The organism is Agrobacterium sp. LAD9, assembly GCF_003031125.1.
Taxonomy (GTDB): domain Bacteria; phylum Pseudomonadota; class Alphaproteobacteria; order Rhizobiales; family Rhizobiaceae; genus Agrobacterium; species Agrobacterium radiobacter.
Genome location: NZ_PHGS01000026.1, coordinates 33,766 through 55,300, shown reverse-complemented (window position 1 = coordinate 55,300; position 21,535 = coordinate 33,766). Strand labels below are relative to the sequence as shown.

The 21,535-nt window shown below is 58.5% G+C and carries 18 protein-coding genes; 6 read left to right on the top strand and 12 right to left on the bottom strand.

Features of this window, described 5'->3' with window-relative positions:
* The first annotated feature begins 1 nt into the window (after window position 1).
* The 3 genes from DA915_RS24320 to DA915_RS24310 all read left to right on the top strand — a co-directional run bounded on the left by DA915_RS24320 (window position 2) and on the right by DA915_RS24310 (window position 3,470).
* Window positions 2-1,435: a M81 family metallopeptidase gene (locus DA915_RS24320; RefSeq protein ID WP_107677566.1), complete on the top strand. Its 1,434-nt coding sequence runs from the start codon at window positions 2-4 to the stop codon at window positions 1,433-1,435.
* Window positions 1,436-1,497: 62 nt separating this feature from the next.
* A complete protein-coding gene (locus DA915_RS24315; RefSeq protein WP_020808536.1) occupies window positions 1,498-2,703 on the top strand; it encodes an MFS transporter in 1,206 nt (401 codons plus the stop codon).
* 26 nt (window positions 2,704-2,729) lie between these two features.
* On the top strand, window positions 2,730-3,470 hold the full coding sequence (locus DA915_RS24310; protein WP_107677601.1) for a copper homeostasis protein CutC: 741 nt from the start codon (window positions 2,730-2,732) through the stop codon (window positions 3,468-3,470).
* Here the strand turns inward: DA915_RS24310 and DA915_RS24305 are convergent.
* From DA915_RS24305 to DA915_RS24275, 7 genes are all read right to left on the bottom strand, one after another.
* Window positions 3,436-4,587 (bottom strand): glycosyltransferase family protein, encoded by a 1,152-nt coding sequence (locus tag DA915_RS24305; RefSeq protein ID WP_107677565.1) that lies wholly within the window; start codon window positions 4,585-4,587, stop codon window positions 3,436-3,438. The genes DA915_RS24310 and DA915_RS24305 overlap by 35 nt on opposite strands.
* Window positions 4,584-5,831, bottom strand: coding sequence for a glycosyltransferase family 4 protein (locus DA915_RS24300; protein WP_162708995.1), 1,248 nt, complete (start codon window positions 5,829-5,831; stop codon window positions 4,584-4,586). Before DA915_RS24300 ends, DA915_RS24305 begins: the two co-directional genes overlap by 4 nt.
* Before the next feature lie 43 nt (window positions 5,832-5,874).
* The gene (locus tag DA915_RS24295; protein WP_003504889.1) at window positions 5,875-7,083 is read right to left on the bottom strand and encodes a glycosyltransferase family protein; all 1,209 of its coding nucleotides are present in this window, start codon (window positions 7,081-7,083) and stop codon (window positions 5,875-5,877) included.
* 72 nt (window positions 7,084-7,155) lie between these two features.
* Complete coding sequence (locus tag DA915_RS24290) at window positions 7,156-8,331, bottom strand: ABC transporter permease (RefSeq protein WP_003504888.1); 1,176 nt, start codon at window positions 8,329-8,331, stop codon at window positions 7,156-7,158.
* A complete protein-coding gene (locus DA915_RS24285) occupies window positions 8,328-9,326 on the bottom strand; it encodes an ABC transporter permease (RefSeq protein ID WP_003504887.1) in 999 nt (332 codons plus the stop codon). Before DA915_RS24285 ends, DA915_RS24290 begins: the two co-directional genes overlap by 4 nt.
* Before the next feature lies 1 nt (window position 9,327).
* On the bottom strand, window positions 9,328-11,229 hold the full coding sequence (locus DA915_RS24280; RefSeq protein ID WP_107677564.1) for an ABC transporter substrate-binding protein: 1,902 nt from the start codon (window positions 11,227-11,229) through the stop codon (window positions 9,328-9,330).
* Window positions 11,226-13,118, bottom strand: coding sequence for an ABC transporter ATP-binding protein (locus tag DA915_RS24275; RefSeq protein ID WP_003504884.1), 1,893 nt, complete (start codon window positions 13,116-13,118; stop codon window positions 11,226-11,228). The genes DA915_RS24280 and DA915_RS24275 overlap by 4 nt, the downstream gene beginning before the upstream one ends.
* 210 nt (window positions 13,119-13,328) lie before the next feature.
* On the opposite strand from DA915_RS24275, the gene DA915_RS24270 reads away from it, so the two are divergent.
* Window positions 13,329-14,291 carry a glycosyltransferase family 32 protein gene (locus DA915_RS24270; protein WP_192886652.1) on the top strand — a complete coding sequence of 321 codons (963 nt, stop codon included), beginning with the start codon at window positions 13,329-13,331 and terminating at the stop codon, window positions 14,289-14,291.
* On the opposite strand, the gene DA915_RS24265 is transcribed toward DA915_RS24270, so the two are convergent.
* Together DA915_RS24265 and DA915_RS24260 are read right to left on the bottom strand one after the other, a co-directional pair.
* On the bottom strand, window positions 14,283-15,026 hold the full coding sequence (locus tag DA915_RS24265) for a polysaccharide deacetylase family protein (protein ID WP_107677563.1): 744 nt from the start codon (window positions 15,024-15,026) through the stop codon (window positions 14,283-14,285). The genes DA915_RS24270 and DA915_RS24265 overlap by 9 nt on opposite strands.
* Complete coding sequence (locus DA915_RS24260; RefSeq protein ID WP_107677562.1) at window positions 15,023-16,120, bottom strand: glycosyltransferase family 4 protein; 1,098 nt, start codon at window positions 16,118-16,120, stop codon at window positions 15,023-15,025. Before DA915_RS24260 ends, DA915_RS24265 begins: the two co-directional genes overlap by 4 nt.
* Before the next feature lie 127 nt (window positions 16,121-16,247).
* On the opposite strand from DA915_RS24260, the gene DA915_RS24255 reads away from it, so the two are divergent.
* A complete protein-coding gene (locus DA915_RS24255) occupies window positions 16,248-17,588 on the top strand; it encodes a nucleotide sugar dehydrogenase (protein WP_192886651.1) in 1,341 nt (446 codons plus the stop codon).
* A gap of 4 nt (window positions 17,589-17,592) precedes the next feature.
* Window positions 17,593-18,075, top strand: a complete 483-nt coding sequence (locus DA915_RS24250) for a class I SAM-dependent methyltransferase (RefSeq protein ID WP_003504873.1) — start codon at window positions 17,593-17,595, stop codon at window positions 18,073-18,075.
* 34 nt (window positions 18,076-18,109) lie between these two features.
* Here DA915_RS24250 and DA915_RS24245 read toward each other — a convergent pair whose 3' ends face one another.
* The 3 genes from DA915_RS24245 to DA915_RS24235 all read right to left on the bottom strand — a co-directional run bounded on the left by DA915_RS24245 (window position 18,110) and on the right by DA915_RS24235 (window position 21,520).
* Window positions 18,110-19,804, bottom strand: coding sequence for an adenylate/guanylate cyclase domain-containing protein (locus DA915_RS24245; protein WP_087745058.1), 1,695 nt, complete (start codon window positions 19,802-19,804; stop codon window positions 18,110-18,112).
* Window positions 19,805-20,013: 209 nt separating this feature from the next.
* The gene (locus tag DA915_RS24240) at window positions 20,014-20,874 is read right to left on the bottom strand and encodes an MBL fold metallo-hydrolase (protein WP_107677561.1); all 861 of its coding nucleotides are present in this window, start codon (window positions 20,872-20,874) and stop codon (window positions 20,014-20,016) included.
* 190 nt (window positions 20,875-21,064) lie between these two features.
* The gene (locus DA915_RS24235) at window positions 21,065-21,520 is read right to left on the bottom strand and encodes a cyclic nucleotide-binding domain-containing protein (protein ID WP_060725438.1); all 456 of its coding nucleotides are present in this window, start codon (window positions 21,518-21,520) and stop codon (window positions 21,065-21,067) included.
* Window positions 21,521-21,535: the final 15 nt, after the last annotated feature.

The window sequence follows — 21,535 nt, the reverse complement described above, 5'->3', positions numbered from 1 at the left end:
CATGCGTATTGCCGTTGGTGGAATTCATACCGAATGCAGCACCTATTCGCCGGTGCTGATGGGGCAGGAAGATTTTCGGGTCTTTCGCGGCGTCGAACTGCTGGAGGCCGAGTATTTCAATTTCCTCGGTGAGGGCAGGGTGGACGTACTGCCGCTTCTGCATGCGCGGGCGGTGCCGGGCGGCCCTGTGTCGCGCGCGACCTATGACGCGTTCAAGCGGGAATTCCTCGAGCGCCTGAAGGCCGCGCTGCCGCTCGACGGGCTTTATCTCGCCATGCATGGAGCGATGAATGTCGAGGGTATGGATGATGCGGAAGGTGACTGGATTTCCAGCGCCCGCGCCGTGGTGGGACCGGATGTGATCGTTTCCGCGAGCTATGATCTGCATGGCAATGTCAGCCAGACGATCATCGATCAGCTCGACATATTTGCCGGCTACCGAACGGCGCCGCATATCGATGTGCGCGAGACGATGGTACGGGCTTGGGCGATGCTGCTGAAGGCGCTGAAGACGGGAGAAAGACCCGGCGTGGCATGGGCAAAAATCCCCGTTCTGCTGCCGGGTGAAAAGACCTCGACGGAGGATGAGCCTGCCAAAAGCCTTTATGCGGTTCTGCCGGATCATGATGTGCGGCCCGGCATTTGGGATGCGAATTTCATGATCGGCTACGTCTGGGCGGACGAACCCCGTGCAACGGCCTGCGCCGTGGTGACGGGAACGGACAAAGCGGCTGCACAGGCGGTCGCGAGCGAGATCGCGCAATCCTACTGGAATGCCCGGCAGGACTTTCGTTTCGGCCCCGTGACCGAGCCGCTTGAGGCCATTGTGGATATTGCCGAGAACACCGCAACGCGACCGATCATCCTGGCCGACTCGGGAGACAATCCGACCGGTGGTGGGGTTGGCGATCGCGCCGATGTTCTGGCCGCACTGATTGCGCGCAACTGGCAGGGTGCGCTGCTGGGCGGCATCACCGACAGGCCGGCGGTCGAAGCCTGTTTTGCGGCCGGCGAAGGTGCAACACTTTCCCTGAAGATTGGCGGCAGTCTCGATCCGCAAAGCCCATCGGTCACTGTCGAAGCCGAGGTCCTGAAATTGGACGATTCTGGTGCTGCGGACCAGCGGCAGGCGGTGGTCGCCATCGGTGGCGTCACGGTCATCCTGGCGGCACGGCGCAGGCCTTATCACATGATTTCCGATTTCACCCGTCTCGGCTTCGATCCAAAGGGCGTGCGGCTGCTGGTCGTCAAGTCAGGTTATCTTTCACCGGAACTTGCACCGATCGCCAATCCCAACCTCATGGCGCTGACGGAAGGGGTTATCAATCAGGATATCGAAAATCTTCCCAATCGCCGCCGGGATGGCGATTTCTACCCATGGAAGCCGCATTTCGACTATACCCCCAAACCCATCCTTTCGGCCCGCTGGCGATGACAGCGGTCCGGTAGCTTTTACCCAGCGATCCGGCGGTGCCGGATCATCTCAGGCGAATCTCCATGCCGTCGGCTCTTTCCATCGTCATCAACAATCCGTCGATCCGCATCGGGGCGCTCGCCATCCTGTTTTTCGGGTTTTCGAATGCGGCGACCGCCCCCTATCAGGCGGTCATCGGCATTCGCGAAATCGGGCTGAGCAACAGCGTCTATTCGCTGTTGATGCTGTTTGCCGCCGTCATCAATGTCAGCGCCAGCGTGTTGATGGGCATCGTCGCCGACAGGCTGGGCGAATATCGCAAGCCAATGCTCTATATCGCGCTCTTTGGCGTCAGCGGTTATCTGCTGGTTTATCTGGCCGGTAACGCCACGGCATTTGTCGCCGCGAAGCTGGTGCTTCTGCCGATTTTCGGAGCGATGAATTCGTTGATCTTCGCGCATGTGCGCGCCGACGCGCGCAACCTTTCGACAGGTGAGATGATCGCGGTGAATTCGATCATGCGGGCAACCATCTCTCTCTCCTGGGTGCTGGTGCCTGGTATTGTCGGTGTTTTTCTGGTGAATTCCGGCAATATGCTGATGGCTTTCCTGTTTTCGGGCATCTGCGCGCTTGTCTGTTTTCTGCTCGTCGCCTTCTGCCTGCCGCGAGCCGCCACACCGGCATCGGCAAATACCGAAGCGCGGTTCGGCCTGCGCGCCTCGCTTGCGGAAATCGGGTCACGGCGGGTGCTGCTCCGGATCATCGCCATCGCGCTCATCTGCTCGATGCTGCATCTCAACGATTCCGTGCGCTCGCTCATCATAACCGGACAGGCCAAGGGCACGGTGGCGGATATCGGTATTGTTGCGGGTATCGTCGCTGCGCTGGAAATCGTCTTCATTCTCCTCTGGGGCTGGATCGAGAAGAAGGTTCCGCAAACACTGACACTTGCGGCGGGAGCGGGGCTTTATGCCATCTATCTCATCCTGCAGGGGCTTGCTTCCGCGCCGTGGCATATCTACGCGCAGACCGTTATCAGTGCGCTGGGTGCCGCCGCGATCATCAGCATTCCCATTACCTACCTGCAGGAACTGATCGCTGATCGGCCGGGGCTCGGAAGCTCGCTGATTGCCGTCAATATCTTTCTCGGTGCTGGTCTGGGTGCGCTGATTTTTGCCGTTGGAACCCTGGTCTCCAGCTATTCGGGAACTTCCATATTGGGAGCAATCGTGGGGCTCGGCGGCGTTTATATGCTTTACGCGCTTGATGGAAAGGGCCGCCGCAGGTAACGGCCACCCAAATGAAAGAGGTTACGATGATTCTCGAGATTTGTGTGGACGATGTCGCCGGTCTGGAAGCGGCGGTCAGCGGTGGGGCCGATCGCATTGAGCTCTGTGCGGCGCTGTCGGGCGGCGGTGTGACGCCATCGGCGGGTTTCATGCAACGCGCGGCGTCCTGTGGGCTGCCGGTGAGCGTCATGATCAGGCCGCGCGCCGGTGATTTCGTGTTCACACGCGATGAAGCGGATGTCATGAAACGCGACATCGATGCGGCGCGTGCTGCAGGCCTTTCCGGCGTGGTGCTCGGCGCCTCGCGTGACGATGGTTCGCTCGATATCGTTCTGCTCGAGGAATTGCGCCGTCACGCGGACGGGCTGGATGTGACGCTGCACCGGGCCTTTGATGTCGTGCCTGATATGGAAGAGGCCCTGGAAGCTGCCATCACGTTGGGGTTTCCAAGAATTCTCACTTCCGGCGGCGCGCGTTCGGCGCTTGAGGGGATGGAGGCTCTGGCGCACCTATCCGAGATGGCCGCAGGCCGGATCGTCATCATGCCCGGTGCCGGCGTGCGTCCGCAGAGCGTTCAGACATTGCTGGATCGCTTTCCGATCACGGAAATCCACGCATCCTGTTCCGCCGTTCCATCCTTTGATCCGGAAAGCAGGGTGGCGAAGCTCGGTTTCACCGGCGCAGGGCGCAAGGTTACAGATGAGGCGGCGGTTCGCGAGTTGAAGACGATCCTCACCGCTCATCACAAAGGCGGCGCAGCGCTCTAGCCGTTCCGGCCGCGCCATCGAGGTCGAGCGTGATCGTGCCGGGTGCTGGCAAGGCCAGTGCTGCCTTGATGGCATCGGCCATCGGTTGCGCCGAAATATCCTTCTCCTCCAGCACATGCGCCAGCCCCAGCCGCGCCAACCGTTCGGCACGGGCGCTCTGTTCGGTTTCGCCCCCGGCTGCGAACGGGATGAGAAGCGAGCGGCATCTGGCCTGAAGAATATCGCAGACGGTATTATAACCGGCCTGTGAAACCGAAAGCCGTGCCCCGGCGAGCAAACTTGCGAAATCCTTACGGAAACGGAAGACGGACACATTCTCGGCCGCCTGCGCCGAGATCGCATCGAAATCCGCTTGCGGCATGTTTGGACCGGTTACGAGGCACCAGTTCTTGATGCCACCAAGCAGAGGGGCGGCCTCGATAGCAGCCCGTATGAGTGTTGCCCCTACGGCGCCACCGCCTGCGGAAACCACGATGTCGAATTTCTCCACCGGTTCTGGCGGCGGAAGGGGGGCGACGAGCCCGGTATAGACGATGCGCTGGCTGATTTCGCCGGCGAGGGGAAAGGTGTCTTCCAGCCGGGCGAAATCCGGATCGCCATGGACGAGTACCGCATCGAAATGTTTCTTCACCAGTGACACGGTCTCTTCGTCCCGTCCCGGTTTGGTTTTTTCCTGAAGAATATCGCGCAGCGACGCCACGACGAGGGGGCGCGGTTCGCTGTCCTCAATCTCGTCCAGCAGCGGCAGCAATTCAAAACGCACCTGCCTGCGACCGAAAGGGAAAGCCTCGATGATAACGATATCGGGTTTGGCGCCGTGATAGGCCCCGATCAGCATATCGGTTCTAAGCCTCTTGAAGTCGTCATCCACCGGTTTGCCGGAACTGTCGACCAGGCCGGCAAAGTTGCCGTCGCTAACGGCGATGGGCGGCAATTCGACATGGCGGATGCCCTCGCCCGGAAAGCCCGGGACCGGAGTGCCGCCCGTCACCAGAACCACATCAAAACCGTCCGCCTGAAGGGCTTTGGCAATGCGGCTGGCGCGGGCGATATGGCCGATGCCGAGAAGGTGCTGGACGTAAAAGAAGACGCAGGGGCGTTTTTCCGTATCGGTCATGGCGTTTTTTCCCACTCGGTCTCGAACAGGGCCTTCAGTTCGGCAATGCTGGTGCGATGGTCGAAGGCGGTGCGCACACGGTTTTCGGCTGCACTGCCAAGACGCTGGCGCAATTGCGGATCGGTGATGGCCATGCGTAGCGCCTCTGCGAAGGCGGCCGGATTTTCCGGTTCCGTCAATAGGCCGTTTTCACCACTGACGAAGAACTCCGGAATGCCTGATATGTTGGTGGAGATGCAGGTCAAAGCCTGACTCGCAGCCTCGACCAGCACATTGGGAAGGCCGTCGCGGTCGCCATCGCTGGTGATGCGGCAGGCAAGGGCGAAGAGGTCCGCTTCCCGGTAATTCTCCAGCACCTGTTTCTGGTCCATCGCCCCGGTCCAGACGATCCTGTCGGCAATGCCGAGTTCGTCGGCAAGTTTCTTCAGTGCGGCCAGTTCATCGCCGCCGCCGATATGGGTGAAACGCCAATGGATATTCTGGGGAAGTGAGGCGAGCGCGCGCAGCAGAATATCGATGCCCTTTTTCTTGACGGCTCGGCCGACGCTTAAAATCCTGACAGGATCATCGGCGTCCGATCCGTCCCTTACCGGGCGCGGTGTCTCGAAATGCGGGAAGCGGGTGAGATCGAGGCCATGATAGCTCAGATGCACATTCTTCCTGGCTCCGGAAAGTGTCTGCAGATGCTGAAAGCCTCCGGCGGTGCAGGTCACGGCCCAGCGGGCGCTTTGCAGCTTGGCGGCGAGGTCGCGGTCGTTCGAGGTCCAGATGTCCTTCGCGTGCGCCGAGATCGTCCAGGGCGTGCCTGTCATGAGATGGGTATAGGCGGCGACCGAGGCGGGCGTGTGGATGAAGTGGACATGTAGCCATTCCGCATCCGCAGGCCATTCATGTGAGAGCACGGCAGCCTGTCCAAAACGGCGGAAGCGGTTGCGGCTGAGATCATGCGGCAGGTCGCTGAAAAACTGGCGAAGCGCTTTGGTGAAGCCCGGCTTTTTGCGGCAGGCCCATAGCGCCTTCAGAACGCGCAGCGGCTCCTCGTGCAGATACTCCGGCAAATAGGTAACGGGCGCGCAGATTTCATCGTGAACGGGATGGCGCTTCTTGTCCGTGGGCCGGCGCATCGACATGAGTTCGAGCTTCAGGCCGGCCTTTTCCAGCCCGAGAAGCTCCTGAGCGATGAATGTCTCGGACAGGCGCGGATAGCCCTTGAGGAGCACCACGATTTTTTTTGTATCGGTCACGTTGCGCGTGTCTCTTTTGAAGTGATGTTTGTTGGGGAACCGGTCACGCGGTCAGCGTGATCGGCGCCTTGTCGCCCTCGGGCGGCAGCCATTCAGCGATCCGGCGCGAAATGTTTTCCAGACCATCCAGCTTCAGCCCGCGCGCATTGACGGAAGGGGGCGCGCGGTTTGGCAGGGCTTTTAGAGCCGCGGCCATTTTTGCGGGGTTCTCCGCATCCTCCGGCAGAAGCATGTCGAAAAGGCCAAGTTCCGAGGCGCGGCTGGCGCGGATAAGCTGCTCTTCGCGCGGCACGGTGCGCGGCACGACGAGGGCGGGTTTGTCGAAGGACAATATCTCGCAGACGGTGTTGTAACCGCCCATGGAGACGACGGCCTGCGCGCCGGCGACGAGATCTTCCATGCGATTGTCAAACTCGATGATCTCGATATGCGGAATATCGGCGACGCTGTTCATGAAGCGCTGACGCTGATCCGCCGGCATATAGGGGCCGAGCACCACCAGCGCCTTATGCGTCAGTTCGCTGTCATGGCGATAGGCGTTGATGACGTCATCGATCAATTCGCTGCCATCGCCGCCGCCGCCGGTAGTGACGAGAAGATAGTCGCCTTCCGGCCGGTGCGATACGGTTTCTGCCTGCGTCTTGGACCTTTGCAGGAAACCGACGAAATCCATCTTATCGCGAACGGTGTGCGGAACATCGAGCCCCGTCAGCGGATCATGGAAATCTGGCGGGCCATAGATCCAGACATGGTCATAGAATTGGCCGATCTTGGTCATGACATTGTTGCGCTTCCACTCGGCTTCGAGCAGCTGCGGAGCATCCATGACATCGCGCAGGCCGATGACGAGCTTGGTGCCCTGTCCCTTGAGATAAGCGAGCGTTTCCTCCACCTCGCCGCGCAGGCCCATGGGTTCCTTGTCGACGATGAAGATATCCGGCTGGAAGCTTTCTGCGGTGTGATAGATGATGGAGCGGCGCATCTTCAGCGTTTCCTGAAGATCGATATGCCTGTCCATCGAGGTATATTCGCCGTTGCGCAGCTTGATGACGCTCGGGATTTTCACGAAATCGACACGGGCGCGATAATCGAAGGCGCCGGCAATCGTCGCACCTGAAATGATGAGGACGTTGAGGCCGCGATAATCCTCCACCAGAGCATGCGCAATCGTGCGACACCGCCGCAGATGGCCGAGGCCGAAGGAATCATGGCTGTACATGAGAATGCGCGCGTCGTTCAAACGGGAGCTCATGGGCCAGACCTCTTTTTGCCTTTCACGATGAAGGCGGCGTCGGAAGGGCAGTGTATCAAGACGTATTCCATTTTATTTGAAGGGGTCCGCAGCATCACGTAGTCCGTCACCGAAGAAATTAAAGGCCAGAATGACGAGAACGACCGGGATCGTCGGTATGAGAAGCCACGGATATAGCGCAATGACGCTGACGCTGCGCGCCTCCGTGAGCAGAATTCCCCAACTTGTGATCGGTGGTCTGAGACCAAGCCCGAGAAAGCTCAGTGCGGTCTCGCCCAGGATCATGCCTGGAATCGTCAATGTGGCAGAGGCGATCAGGTGTGACATGAAGCCGGGAATAAGGTGTCTGCCGATGATGCGCGGCGTGCCCGCGCCCATCAATTGTGCAGACAAAACATAGTCTTCTTCGCGAAGCGCCAGCAGTTTTGAGCGCACGGCGCGCGCCAGCCCCGTCCAGTCCAGCATGCCGAGAATGATGGTGATGCCGAGATAGACGAGGATAGGGCTCCAGGTCACCGGCATGATGGCTGCAAGCGCCAGCCACAGCGGAATGCTGGGGATGGATTGCAGCACCTCGATGATGCGCTGGACGATCAGGTCGAAGGTGCCGCCGCGATAACCCGCCAGACCACCGATCACAATGCCGAGAACGAAGCTCATGGCGACGCCGAGAAGGCCGATGGTCAGCGAAATACGGGCGCCGTAGATGATACGGGAGAGTACGTCACGGCCGAGACGATCCGTGCCGAGCAGGAACATTTCACCGCCTTCGGCCGGGCAAACGAGATGGGTTCTGCCCTCGAACAGGCCCCAGAAGTGATAGGTATCGCCCTTGCAGAAGAAACGCAGCGGCTGGATATCCGTCGGCACGTCCCGATAGACCCGTCTCAGATTGTCCATGTCGAGCGTCATTTCCCGGCCGTAAACGAAGGGGCCGACAAATTTTCCGTCATTGAACAGGTGAATGGCCTGCGGTGGCGCGTAGATGTGCTCGATATTGCGGGTATGGAGGTTATAGGGCGCGAGGAATTCGCTGATCAGGATCGAAAGGTAAAGCACCACCAGAAAAGCGCCGGACCAGACCGCGATCTTGTGCTGACGGAACTGCCACCACATGAGACGCAGCTGCGAGGCCTTGCTGAAGGCCGCCATTCCTGATGTGTTGGGTTCGATCAGCGACGGGTCGAAGGGCGCGGTCGAGACATAGTGGGGCAGCGCTTCGCCGGGGTTCGGAATGGATGAAGTCATTTGACGTTACCACCTCCGAAGCGGATTCGCGGGTCGAGTATGGCAAGGGCGATATCCGACACCAGAACGCCGATCACCGTCAGGAAAGCAAGGAACATCAGGAACGAACCGGCCAGATACATGTCCTGGCTCTGCAGCGCTCTGATGAGCATGGGGCCGGTGGTTTCGAGCGACAGGACGACTGCGGTGATTTCCGCGCCTGATATGATCGCAGGCAGGATCGAGCCGATATCCGAGATGAAGAAATTCAGCGCCATGCGCAGCGGATATTTGGTCAGCACCTTGAAGGGATGAAGCCCCTTGGCCCGGGCCGTCACCACATACTGCTTCTGCAATTCGTCGAGCAGATTGGCGCGCAGGCGGCGTATCATGCCGGCCGTACCCGCTGTTCCGATGATGAGGACGGGAATCCAGATATGTTCGAGGATCGATTTGAGCTTCGCCCAGCTCATCGCTTGGCTCAGATATTCCCGGTCCATCAGGTGGCCGATGGAGATGCCGAACCAGATATTGGCGAAATACATCAGGATCAACGCCAGCATGAAATTGGGAATGGCGATGCCGAGCAGGCCAAGGAAGGTGAGCCCGTAGTCACCCCAGCTGTATTTGTGCGTGGCGGAATAGATGCCGATTGGAAAGGCGAGGATCCAGGTGACGATGATGGTGACGAAGGACACCAGAACCGTCAGCCACAGGCGGTCTCCAACCACATCGCTGACCGGCAGCTGATATTCGAAGGAATAACCGAAATCACCGACGAGCATGCCGGTCGCCCAGCGGAAATAGCGGATCGGTGCCGGTTGATCGAAGCCATAGCGGACGCGCAACTCCTCGATTTCGGCAAGGTTCGCCGTTTCGCCCATGGCACGCAGCTCTGCGACGTAGCTTTCGAAATAATCGCCCGGCGGTAGTTCGATGATGGTGAAGACCAGCATCGAGATCAGGATCAGCGTGGGGATCATGACGAGGATGCGCTTTAAAATATACCGCAGCATATCAGGCGTCTCCGTCATACCAGAAGGCATCCGGCATGTAGACGCCGAGATAAGATGTGGGTTCGTAACCGAAGAGCGCTTTGTCCGGCACGTTTCGCATGCGTTTGACATGGACGACAGGTTGCAGCGCGCCGTTGACGATACCGATGGAAAACACCTGCTGCGTATAAATCCCGAGCATCTCCAGCCAGATGGCCTGACGTTCTTCCTCGGTGACGCTTCTGCGCCATTTTTTCAGGAGATCGAGCAGGTGCGCCGCTTCCGGCAGGTCAGGTTCCTTGCCCTCGCGGCCGCCGGAAAGATAATGGATGCCCCAGACTGGCCATTGCAGCTGGTCGTCACCGGTGGGCGCAAGGCCGGATGGCAGCATGTCCGGCGTCGGCACACCATTGTCCATGCCCATCCATACCGACATCAGCACCTCGCCGCCCATGGCGCGTTTGCGGAAGACATCGCGCTGGGTGGGGCGCACGGAAACAGCAATGCCGATATGCCGCCAGTGATCCGTCACCAGCTCCATCACGTCGGTTTCGAGCGTGCTTTCGCCTGTCGTCTCGACGATGATATAGGCCGGGCGCCCATCCGGCAGGAGCCGGAGGCCGGCGCTGTCGCGCTTGTCGAGACCGGCTTCATCGAGCAGCCTGTTGGCAGTTGCTCGGTCGAAGGCGCTCCAGGCATCCGCAAATTCCTGCCGGTAAAGCGGGCTTTCCGGCAGAACGGTATCGGCGCTCTCCTTCGCCAGCCCGTAAAAACAGACCATGTTGATTTCGTGCCGGTTGATCGCAAGGGACAAAGCACGGCGCACGCGTACGTCCTGAAAAGCGCTGCGCCAGACCGGATCGGCGCAATTCAGATTGGGCAGAAGCGCGATGCGTGAACCCTGAGAGCGCTTGTAGAGGTTCACCTTCAGAGGAAAACGCTTTTCCGCATCCTTCAAAAAGGTGTAGTCGGCGAAATCGAGGCCAAAATATTGCAGATCGCTGTCGCCGGAGGCCGTCTTGGCCGAGATGATATCGGACGAGGTGACGTTCAGCAGGAACCGGTCGAGATAGGGCAGTTGCAGGCCGTTTTCATCGACGCGATGATAATAGGGGTTGCGTTCGAACACGAACTGTTCGGCTGGCGGCGCGGTTGTGTTGCGCCAGGCATCCAGTGTCGGCAGAGCTGGGTTTTCCGGGCGCACCTGCCGCGACATCTTGATATGCAGCCCGCTCCAGTCATCCGCCTTGTTTTTCTTGATGAGTTTGGCGAGATTTTCCGCGGTCTGATATTTGACGTGGAACTGCTTCATGTAGGCGGCGGGAAGGAACAGCCGCGCCGGCGAGGCGGCTGCGAGCTTGGCCAGAAAATCCGGGTTGGGGCCGTCCCAGCTGTAACGTACCGTCAGCAGGTCAATGACCTCGATCAGGGGTGGTTTGTTGTTGACCAGAAGTTCGATCGGAGGACCGCCCTTGTGGATTTCCTTGTTGAGGGCGACATCCTCCCAGAAATAGCGGAAATCCTCAGAGGTGAAGTCGCTGCCATCGGACCATTTATGGCCCTCGCGCAGCTTGAAGGTGAAGATGCGTTCGTCCTGAACGTCGTAGCTTTCTAGAATATCCGGATGAAGCTCGAATTTTTCGTCATAACCGACGAGGCGGGCATAGCTGCTGATCGGCATCAGCCTGATATCACGCTGGCCGCCAATGAGCATGCGCACCGAGCCGCCATGTTTTCCTGGCTCACGGCCAAGCGCTTTCATGTCGATGACACGCGGGTTTTTCGGCAGCCGTTCGGCTACGTCGGGCAATTCGCCCTTTTCCCGTTTTTCCTTGAAATAGGCGGGGTCGGTATAGGCGGCTCGCGCATAGGCCGGCAGGAAAACGGAGGCCAACAGGGCAAGGGTGGTGCGGCGCGTGATCAAGGACGAAGCTCCCGGATATCGGCATTGCCGTTTGCGAGAACGAAATGGCCGTCGCCCAGATCGGCGGAGATCATGTCGCCATCACCCTCGTCGCGGAACTGTTTGCCCCAGTCGAATTTGCCCGTCGCGCTGATCTTGCCGATGGTGCGGAAATCGAGCGGCCGGTCGAGATCGGGGAAAGGTACAGCCGCCAGCAGCGATTTGGTATAGGGATGCACGGGAGCGCGCATCATGATTTCCCGCGGCGCCAGCTCGACGATGCGGCCTTCGCACATCACGGCCACGCGGTCGGCCATGTAATCCACCACGGCCAGATTGTGCGAGATGAAGAGATAGGTAAGCCCGAGGTCTTTTTGCAAATCCTTGAGCAGATTGAGGATTTGCGCCTGCACGGAGACATCGAGGGCGGAAACGGGTTCATCGCAGATCAGCAGTTCGGGTCCGAGCGCCAGGGCTCTGGCGATACCGATACGCTGCCTTTGGCCGCCCGAAAAACTGTGCGGATAACGATTAAGCGCGCTTTCTCCAAGCCCGATAGCCCTGACGAGATTGCGGACTTTCTCCGCGCGGTATTTCGCATCGCCCCGTCCGTGGATTTCGAGCGGCTCGCTCAGAATATTGCCCACCGTCATACGTGGAGACAGCGACGATATCGGGTCCTGGAAGACCATCTGTATCTTCGACCGCAGCTCCTTGAGGTCGCCGTCCTTCGCATTGAGGACATCGATATCGCCCTGCGGGCGATGAAAGGTCACCGAGCCTTCATCCGGGCGCACGGCGCGCATGAGGATTTTGCTGACGGTGGTTTTGCCGCTGCCGCTTTCGCCGACCAGGCCGAGGCATTCTCCGCGGCGGATTTCAAAACTGACGCTGTTGACCGCTTTTGTGGCGTTGGCGTCACCCTTGCGGAACCAGCTGGATTTGCGGGTTGTGAAGGTCTTGCTGATATTGTCCACGGTCAGAAGCGGGCCGGGAGTTTTATTGACCGCGGCGGTCTTTTTGCCGACAAGGCTTTCGTGGTCAATGTTGATTTCACGCAGCGCCTTCAGCCTTTCGCCGGGCTTCATGTCGAAATGCGGCACGGCGGCCATCAAGCCTTTGAGATAGGGATGGCTTGGCGACTTGAAAATGTCATCGACCGTGCCCGCCTCCATGATCTCGCCCTGATAGATCACGGCGACCTCGTCGGCGATATTGGCCACTACGCCGAGATCGTGGGTGATGAGCAGCATGCTCATGTTCAGCCGGCTCTGGAGATCGCGCAGGAGCTTCAGGATCTGCGCCTGTATCGTCACATCAAGCGCCGTCGTCGGCTCGTCGGCGATCAGGAGCGCGGGGCGACAGATCAGCGCCATGGCGATCATGGCACGCTGGCGCATGCCGCCCGACAATTCGAAGGGATACATGTTCACGACCTTCTTGGGTTTGGAAAACCCAACGAGATCGAGCGTTTCATACATTTTTTCCGCACGTTCGGCCGGCGACAGGATGCTGTGGATTCTGAGCGCCTCATCGATCTGGTTGCCGATCGTATGCAGCGGCGAGAAGGACGTCATAGGCTCCTGAAAAATCAGGCCGATGCGGTTTCCGCGTATTGAACGGATTTCCCGCCCGTCTTTCGGCAATTGCAGCAGATCGATAGGGCCGGCTGCGGCGTTTTCCGGATCGGTGAACAGCACCCGGCCGTTCACGCGCGCCGTCTTGGGATGAATGCCCATGATGGTCTGTCCGATGACGGACTTTCCCGAGCCGGACTCGCCAACGAGAGCAGTGACTTTTCCCGGAAGAATGCGAAGGCTGGTACCCCTGACGGCATCGATGGTGCCGCCCATCAGAGAAAACGAAACCCGCAGATTTTCAATACGGAGCAAATCTGCGCCTGCGCTCATGCCAAAGGGTTCCTTGCCGTCTCTTTATTGTTACGTTGTGACAATTGCTCAGGAGGGCTTAAATCCACGTTATCGCAGGGTTTGTTGTCTGTCTATGCCTCTGAAACATCGAATTGTTTAGCAAATTCAAAGCCGGCTTCCGAAATAGGGCGGCTTGCCTGACAGCTCCTGTTTTGTGATATGTTAACGGGTGCTTTTGAATGAGGATCCATGTCCGACAAGAAATATTATGACGCTGAGCTCGATAAAGCCCGGCAGTTGCAAAATGACGGCCGATATGTGGAAGCCGACGCGCTTCTCTTATCGCTGGTTGCAGCAAAAGACGGACATCTGATGGGCGAACGGACGGTGCTCGGTCTGCCGCGCAGGCTGCATGCCGCGCGGCTGCGTCTCGCCAAGGCCGAGGGCGATATGGTCGCCAGGATCGGCTATCAATATACGCTGGTTCCGCCGCCACAGGTGCTGCAGAAATATGCGCGGTTTTCCACGGAAGAACGTCGCATCATCAGTCTCAAAAGCCGTGAAGACGTGCCAAGGCTTATCCACCAGATATGGATCGGGGAAAAAGCCCCGCCGGTATCGGTTGAGGCATGGGCCGCCCACGCTTCGAACCATGGTTACGACTATCGCCTCTGGCGGGAGGCCGATCTAGAGCGGGAAGGCGTGTTTTCGAACGGCATCTTCAAAACCATGCTGGACAAAGGCGATTATCCGGGTGCGGTGGATGTGGCCCGTTATATCCTGCTGGAGCGATTTGGCGGCATCTATCTTGATTGTGACTGGTATCCGGCGCGGGATGATGTGAGCTTCGATACATTCCTGCCCCTGGCGGGGCTGACGGTATTTGACGAAAAAACGCCGCGTGACACGGGGCAGGGCAGCATGCTGCTTGCCAATTCCTTCATCGCTGCGCCTACCGGACATCCGGTTTTTGGCAAAATGCTGGAGGCCTTTCCCGGGATCATCGAAGACATGCCGCGCGCGCCTGCCTGGTGGTCGACCGGTCCTTTGATATTCACCGTTATCGCCCGGGCCGGAAGCATCAGCCTCGCGCCGGCGTCGTTCGTCGCCGCGTCTCTTCCCGACCGCGTAACTTTCGATGAGGTGGAAGCGGTCAGGCGGAAACTTTCCACTGAGGCGGGCGGGTTGCTGATCGCCTGGAAATCATGGTGAGATTTCGTCGACAAGGTCCTTGGAAGAACGCCAGCGGGCGGCGGGATGTTCGGCGGTCACTTCGAAAAGCCGTCTTAGGAAGTGCCAGACATTGTCGTCATGCACGAGATGATGGGTAAGGACGCCTGTGACGCCGCCATTTTCGGCGGCCCTCAGGATGCGGGCGGCGGTCTCGGAAAACAGGATGCCGTCGTCACGGCCACCGCGGCTGCCGTGCCAGTCGATCACGTCGACATGGGTGTTCAGGCAGGGCGGCAGGGTGCTTTTCTCCGGGCCGAAAACGGACAAGGCGCGATATCCGAGGCCGGCCAACTCCTTCACGATACCGGCATCTATGCGGTTCCATGGCGGCACGAGCATAGGTACCAAACGCCCACCATGCAGGTCGTGGAGTTTATCCAGCCCGGATTGCAACTCATCGAGAACGATGGCCGGATCGCGATGTGATCCGAGCTCCTGCTTCTTTTCTTTCTCCCCGGCATAATTCGCATGGGACCAGCCATGGACGGCGACCTGGGCGATATCAGACGTATCCAGATGCTGTGCGAGCCTGTCTGTCGTCATCTCGGGAATGACCGCGAGTGTGACCGGAGCGGAAAAGCCAGCGCAAAGATCGAGCAGCGTGTCGAGGGCTAGTGTCGGCTCCACCGCATCGTCGTCCCTGAGCCAGAGATCGGCCTTTATGCCGCGCCGCTCACATTCGTCCAGTGCCGCAACGAGTGTTTCCAGACTCATGATCTTCGCGCCTTTGCTTGCAGCAGGATATGGTTCAGCTCTTTTGCGGCGTTTTCCAAAGACCGTTCGTTCCTGACGAATTGCCGGGCCGCCCTTGCCAGTTCTTCACGCCTGTTGTCATCACCGATCAGGGTTTTAATCGCGTCGGCATAGGCGGCTGTATCATTCTCCGGTGTCAGTAATCCTGTGGTGCCGGATTTTACCACTTCGGGAACGCCCGCCACCTTTTCGGCCACGACGGGTAGGCCGGCGGCCTGCGCTTCGAGATAGGCAAGCCCATAGGCCTCGCCATGGCCCGGCCAGACATAGAGCGACGCTTTCGAAAGAAGCATGGCGATCTCGGACGCGGTTTTTTCCCCGTGCCAGGCAAGGCGCTGATCCGGAAAAGCGCTGAACATGGCTTGTACGGCCGCGCGTTCCGGCCCATCGCCGACGATATCCAGCGTCCAGTTGATATCCTGCGGCAAAAGGGCGAGCGCTTCGGCAAGGGCGCGATAGCTGTCAAGCTTGTCACCCGCCCGCATCATGGCGACGGCAATCAGCTTTGCCGGGGTCGGATTGGGAGTGTTTTTGAGAAAGGCCTCGGCATCGATAAAGGGCGGTAACATGGCCCATCGAAGGGCGGGCGAGGCCCGCACAAGCCCCTCGCGATCCCGCGCAGTGAGGCAGATATTGATCGATGCGACATTCAATGCGGCCAGCAACCGGTCTTGAACCACCTGCCAGCCCATCCCGTTGCGCTTGGGCGAATAGGATGCCTCGGCGGTGACGTAGGGAATATCGAAACGTCTGGCCAGTTCCGGCCCAAGCAAATCGAGGGCCTTGTAATAGGGGTGATAACAAAACCAGAGGTCCGGTGCGCCCTCCAGCTGCCAGCGCTGCGTGATGGTCTCGATTTCGCGCTCAGCCGTTTCGGCAAGCGAAGTCCGCGCGGGTTCATCCGGCTGTTTCAGGAAGCTGCGTAGTTCTGAAGCGACTGAAACCTCGTGGCCGCCCATCGTCATCGCCTGCATCAGCAGGCGGGCCATCAGCCGGTCGCCGGAGGGAACGGGATGGTTGGGTGATTTGAGCGGCGCATAAAAGGCGATCTTCATGGCGATGGTTGTGCGTTGCCGGTGGCTTGGGCGTCAACCGGAATTTGAAAGGCCCGAGCCTTGACAGGTCAGTCATTCTTGCCCAACTGAAAGGCATCTTTTGCACATGCGCGGAGCGTGACACGCTTTGACTTCCCCAGACATTTCCCAGAACCTGCTTTCCAGCATTGAAAACAGAAGCGCCAAAGCGGGGGTGATCGGCCTCGGCTATGTCGGTCTGCCGCTTGCCATGACGATCGCCAAGGGCGGTTTCGAGGTTGTCGGTTTCGATATCGATCCCGGTAAAATTACCGCGATCGAGGCCGGACGCAGCTATATCGAGGCCGTTTCGGACGAGGTGCTGGCAAGTGTGAGGCAGGATGACGGCTTTGTCGCCACCTCGGATTTCTCCAGGCTGGCCGAATGCAATGTCATCGCCATCTGCGTGCCCACGCCCCTGACCAAATATCGCGAGCCGGATCTCTCCTATGTCGAAAAGACCTGCCGGGATATTGCCGCGCATCTGCGCAAGGGGCAGCTCGTGGTTCTGGAATCGACCACCTATCCCGGCACCACCGACGGGGTGGTGAAGACCATTCTGGAAAGCACCGGGCTTGTCTCCGGCGTCGATTTTTTCCTTGGCTTTTCGCCCGAGCGGGAAGATCCCGGCAACCGCGATTTCGAGACCTCAACCATTCCGAAGGTTGTCGCTGGCGATGGTGAGGCCGCTGGAAAGCTGATGGAGGCTTTTTACGGTTCGGTGGTCAAAAAAATCGTTCCGGTTTCGACCAATGCCACGGCGGAAGCGGTGAAAATCACCGAAAACGTCTTCCGTGCCGTCAATATCGCCCTCGTCAATGAACTCAAGGTCGTCTACGAGGCGATGGGTATCGACATATGGGAAGTGATCGATGCGGCGAAAACCAAGCCGTTTGGTTTCATGCCCTTTTATCCCGGTCCGGGTCTTGGCGGCCACTGCATACCGATCGACCCGTTCTATCTCACCTGGAAATCGCGGGAATATGAATTGCCAACGCGGTTCATCGAACTTGCCGGGGAGATCAATACCGGTATGCCGCGTCACGTCATCGGACGGGTTGCGGAGGCGCTCGATATTCATTCCGGCAAGGCGCTCAGCCGCTCAAAGGTGCTGGTTGTCGGTCTCGCCTACAAAAAGAACGTGCCTGACATTCGCGAAAGCCCCTCACTGAAGCTCATCGAGCTTATTCAGGAGCGCGGCGGCGAAGCGGCCTATTTCGATCCCTACGTGGCTGAAATCCCGAAAACACGGGAATATAGCCACCTCATGGGCATGAAATCCGTGCCGTGGGACAGGCAGGCGATAGGCGCCTTCGACGCCGTTCTCGTTGCGACTGACCATGACAATGTGGATTATGCCGCTCTAAGCGAATGGGCGCCGCTTATCATCGACACACGCAATGTTTTCGCGCGTCGGGATATAGCCGCAAAACACATCATCAAGGCCTGATAAAATGAGCAGACTCGATAGTTTCATTCGCCGGTTGACCGCGCAGCGGGATATCCTCAACCATGTCGCGGCCAATCTCGATCTGCCGGGTGAAGGGGCGCTTATGGAAATCGGCCTTGGAAACGGGCGCACCTTCAATCACCTGCGAGAGCTGTTCCCCAACCGCCGCATCATCGCTTTCGACAGGGCCATGGGTGCACATGCCTCCTCGGTTCCGGCGCAGGAGGATCTGGTGATCGGCGAAATATCGCAAACCGCTCCGGCTTTCATCGGCACGGAAGCGGCTTTCGTGCATGCCGATATCGGCACGGGCTATCCGGAAAAGGACGCGGTTACCCTTACATGGTTGCCCGATCTTGCTGCGGGCATGCTGGCAAAAGGCGGCCTCGCGGTCAGCGGGCTGCCTCTGGATCATCCCATGCTGAAGCCGCTGCCGGTGCCGGCAAGTGTGCCGACGGACCGTTATTTTCTCTATCGCAAGATTTGAGATCGGACGCCCCGACAGGTTTGTCGGGGCTACTTCATAAATAGCGCTCGCTCTCTTCCTTTGATAGCAGGAAGACCTTCATTTGCGAGTTGCGGCCGCGAATGGCGATTTCTTCGCTTCTGAGGTCGGCAATCTCCTGTCCCGCCTGAATGATGGCTGGTTCGGAAACGACGATGGCGGCGCCGAACTCCTTGGCCTTGGATTCGAGCCTGCTTGCCACGTTGACGGTATCGCCTATGGCCGTCAGGGTTTTTGCCGCGCCATATCCCATCACGCCGACGATGCTCGGGCCGGAGTGAATGCCGACCACCACTTCCAGGCGGACGGCGAATTGTTTCTCCAACCCCTCGTTCAGGATGGCGATATCCCGCAATATGGTTGCGGCTGCCTTCATGGCGTTGCGACAGGCACGGTCCGCATCCTCGCCAAGTCCAAAAAGGGCCATGGCGCCATCGCCAATGAATTTGTCGAGATGACCTCCGGCGTGTTCGACGGCTTGGCCGACGATGGTGAAATAGCGGTTGAGAAGGAAGACGACATCATAGGGCAGCTTCGCTTCGGACAGCGTGGTGAAGTTACGCAGATCGCAGAAGAGGATGGCGATTTCTTCTTCACGGCCGGGTCGGGCCGGCTGTGCATCCGCGGGCAGATCGCTCTGCTGGGGCGGTGAAACGAGAAGCGCGATGTTGAGATCGCTCGTAGGGCGCAGCTGACAACCGAGCCGCACATCCGAATCGGCATGGATGCGCCTCAAGGTGGTCTGCTCTATCTCCCCGGGTGGCGGAAGCGGGCCCTTGCTGTTCAGAACCTTGACGCGACAGGTTGAGCAGCGTCCCTTGCCGCCACAGACGGAGTAGTGCGGGATGCCCGCGAGCCTGCTGGCTTCGAGAATGCTGAAGCCGGCCGGGATGCGTGCTTGTGCGCCCTGTTCATAGTGGATTTCGATGGCGGTCAACCGTTGCCGGAAGCTGCGCACGCCGCGCAATACGAAGACCAGCATGACCGCGCCGGCAAAAAGCGCTTCGGTCGTGCTGGTAATGAACCGGATTCGCGTTTCCATCTCCCTTTGCAGCGGGAGCTCGTCTCTCTGGATGGCGTAATCCGAGAGCCCGGGAGGAAGCGCGTATTTCCGATCGACTTCCTCCAGCCAGCGGCCCGCATCGCTGAAACCCAGCAAGGCCAGAAGCGGCAGCATCACTGCCACCGTCATGAAGAGCCCGGCGATTTTCGGATACCAGTCGCGATAACGCAGCCAGAAATAAAGGCCGATGCATCCGTGGATCCAGATCACGATCAATGCAAGGCTCTGCCATGCGCCGCTGACAGGATTATTGATCCACAGGCGGCGGATAACCGAATAATAACCGACGTCGATGCCATAGAGCATGTGCGATACGCGGATATTCACGGCATGGCCGATGATCAGAAACGGGATCGACAGGCCGAAAATGACCTGAAGCGCTTCGCGAAGCGGCATGCGCAGCGTTCTGCGCTGATAAAGCGAGCGCAGAACAAGGCAGACATGCACGACAACCGACCCATAAAAAAGCAGGCTGCTGACGGGATTGAGCCAGATCAGGCTGAACCATTTTCGCGCCCGTTCGGCGGTATCGATGGAGATGAGCGCGAGGGAGTGATTGAAAAGATGGGAAAATACGAAAGCAAATATGATGAGACCGGATAAAATCCGGGCGCGTCTCAAATTGGTCTCCGAAAAGAAACGGATCATGCAAATCCCATCATGTGGTCATCGACGCAGAATCATCATGTAGTATGTGGTGGCACTCTTAGTGCAGGGTGTCTCGTGGCAATATCGTGGAGCAATTGATCGCAAACAGTCAATTGTGCGTGTTCGAATGCCCGCGCGCAAAAGATGTTGAATCAGGACTTCGAAAAAACGGTCGGCAAGATCAAATCTTCGCCGGAGCCAAGTAGCGATCAGAGTTCGATGATCTGGCCGTCCATGGCCGCGAACGCGCCGCTGAACAGAGATTTTGCCTGTTTTTCGATGCTGTCCAGTTCCTCGTCGCTGCGGCTGGGGGCGTGGTGGATGAAACCGACATTTTTTGCGCCAGCGAGTTTGGCGAGGCGGATCGCCTGTTGCCAGGACGAATGGCCATAACCGCGATAAAGGCCCATTTCCTCATCGGTGAACATGGCGTCATAGAGGAAAAGATCGACATCCCTGATCAGGTCGAGCACGGTTTCGTCGATGCTGCCCGGCTCATGTTCGGTGTCGGTGATGATGGCAAGGGATTTTCCTTCCCAGTCCAGCCGGTATCCGATGGCGTTGCCGGGATGGTTGAGCATTCCGGTTCTGATCGAAAGGCCGGGATGCACGTCAAGCGCATCGCCGGGCAGGAAGTCCCGTGTTGCGATCTTGGCACAACAGATCTCCAGCGGCACGGGGAACCAGGGCGGGCTCATGAAATCCTTGAGCATTTCCCGGGTCGTCATGGTGCCGGCAAGGTGGCCGGACCAGATGGCGACATCATTGGAGCTGTTATAAAAGGGCTTGAAATAGGGGAAGCCGACAATGTGGTCGTAATGGCAATGCGAGAAGAACAGGTTGACGTCGGTAATGCCTTCCGCCCGCAAGGCAAGGCCAGCGGGATGCAAGCCCGAACCCGCATCGAACAAAAGAACGTGATCGCCGCATCTTACCTCGATGCAGATGGTATTCCCACCGTATTTTCGGAAGTTTTCACCTGAAACAGGAAGCGTTCCCCGCGCACCCCAGATCTTTACCCGAAAATTTCTATTACTTTCCCGACTTGCTGTGTCGGAATCGAACGCCATGACACACCCCAATAACAACGGAATCTTGCACGCTTTCCTCCCATGAAGCCCGTTGTCTCTATAGATTCTTATATCCGCTCGTTTCTGGCGGAAGCCTTTACCCCTTATTCAGTCAGCATTTCATTTATATTGCAATAGTACGACATTTATTTTTCCAATATCGCCATTCACGGTAGCAAGGAATTGCCGTTTATGTCCTGACGCTCGTTCGCGCTTTGCTCAGTTCCGCCGTCGTCTGGGTAAGGCGTTCGGCGAGAACACGCATGACCTTGATGGTGATGTCAGGGAAATCGGACATGAGCTTGAAGAACTGTTCCTTGCCGATGCGCAGGGCTTCCACATTGGTGGAGGCGCGAACGGTCGCTGTTCTGACGCTATCGCAAAGGATTGCGATTTCGCCGACAATGGCATTACCGGTCATTTCGGCCACTTTCAGCGTGCCCGAAGGGGAATCGACGAGAACATCGACTTTTCCGGTCAAGAGAACATAGGCCGCATCGCCGACGTCTCCCTGATGAAACAGTACGTCGCCAGCATGATAGGATACTCGGTCGGACGCGAATGCGAGTAGTTTGAGCTTTGACGGTTCCATTTCAGAAAAAAACGGGACCCTTTTCAGCATTTGAATTTCGTCTTTAAACAGCATTGACTTACCCTGTTC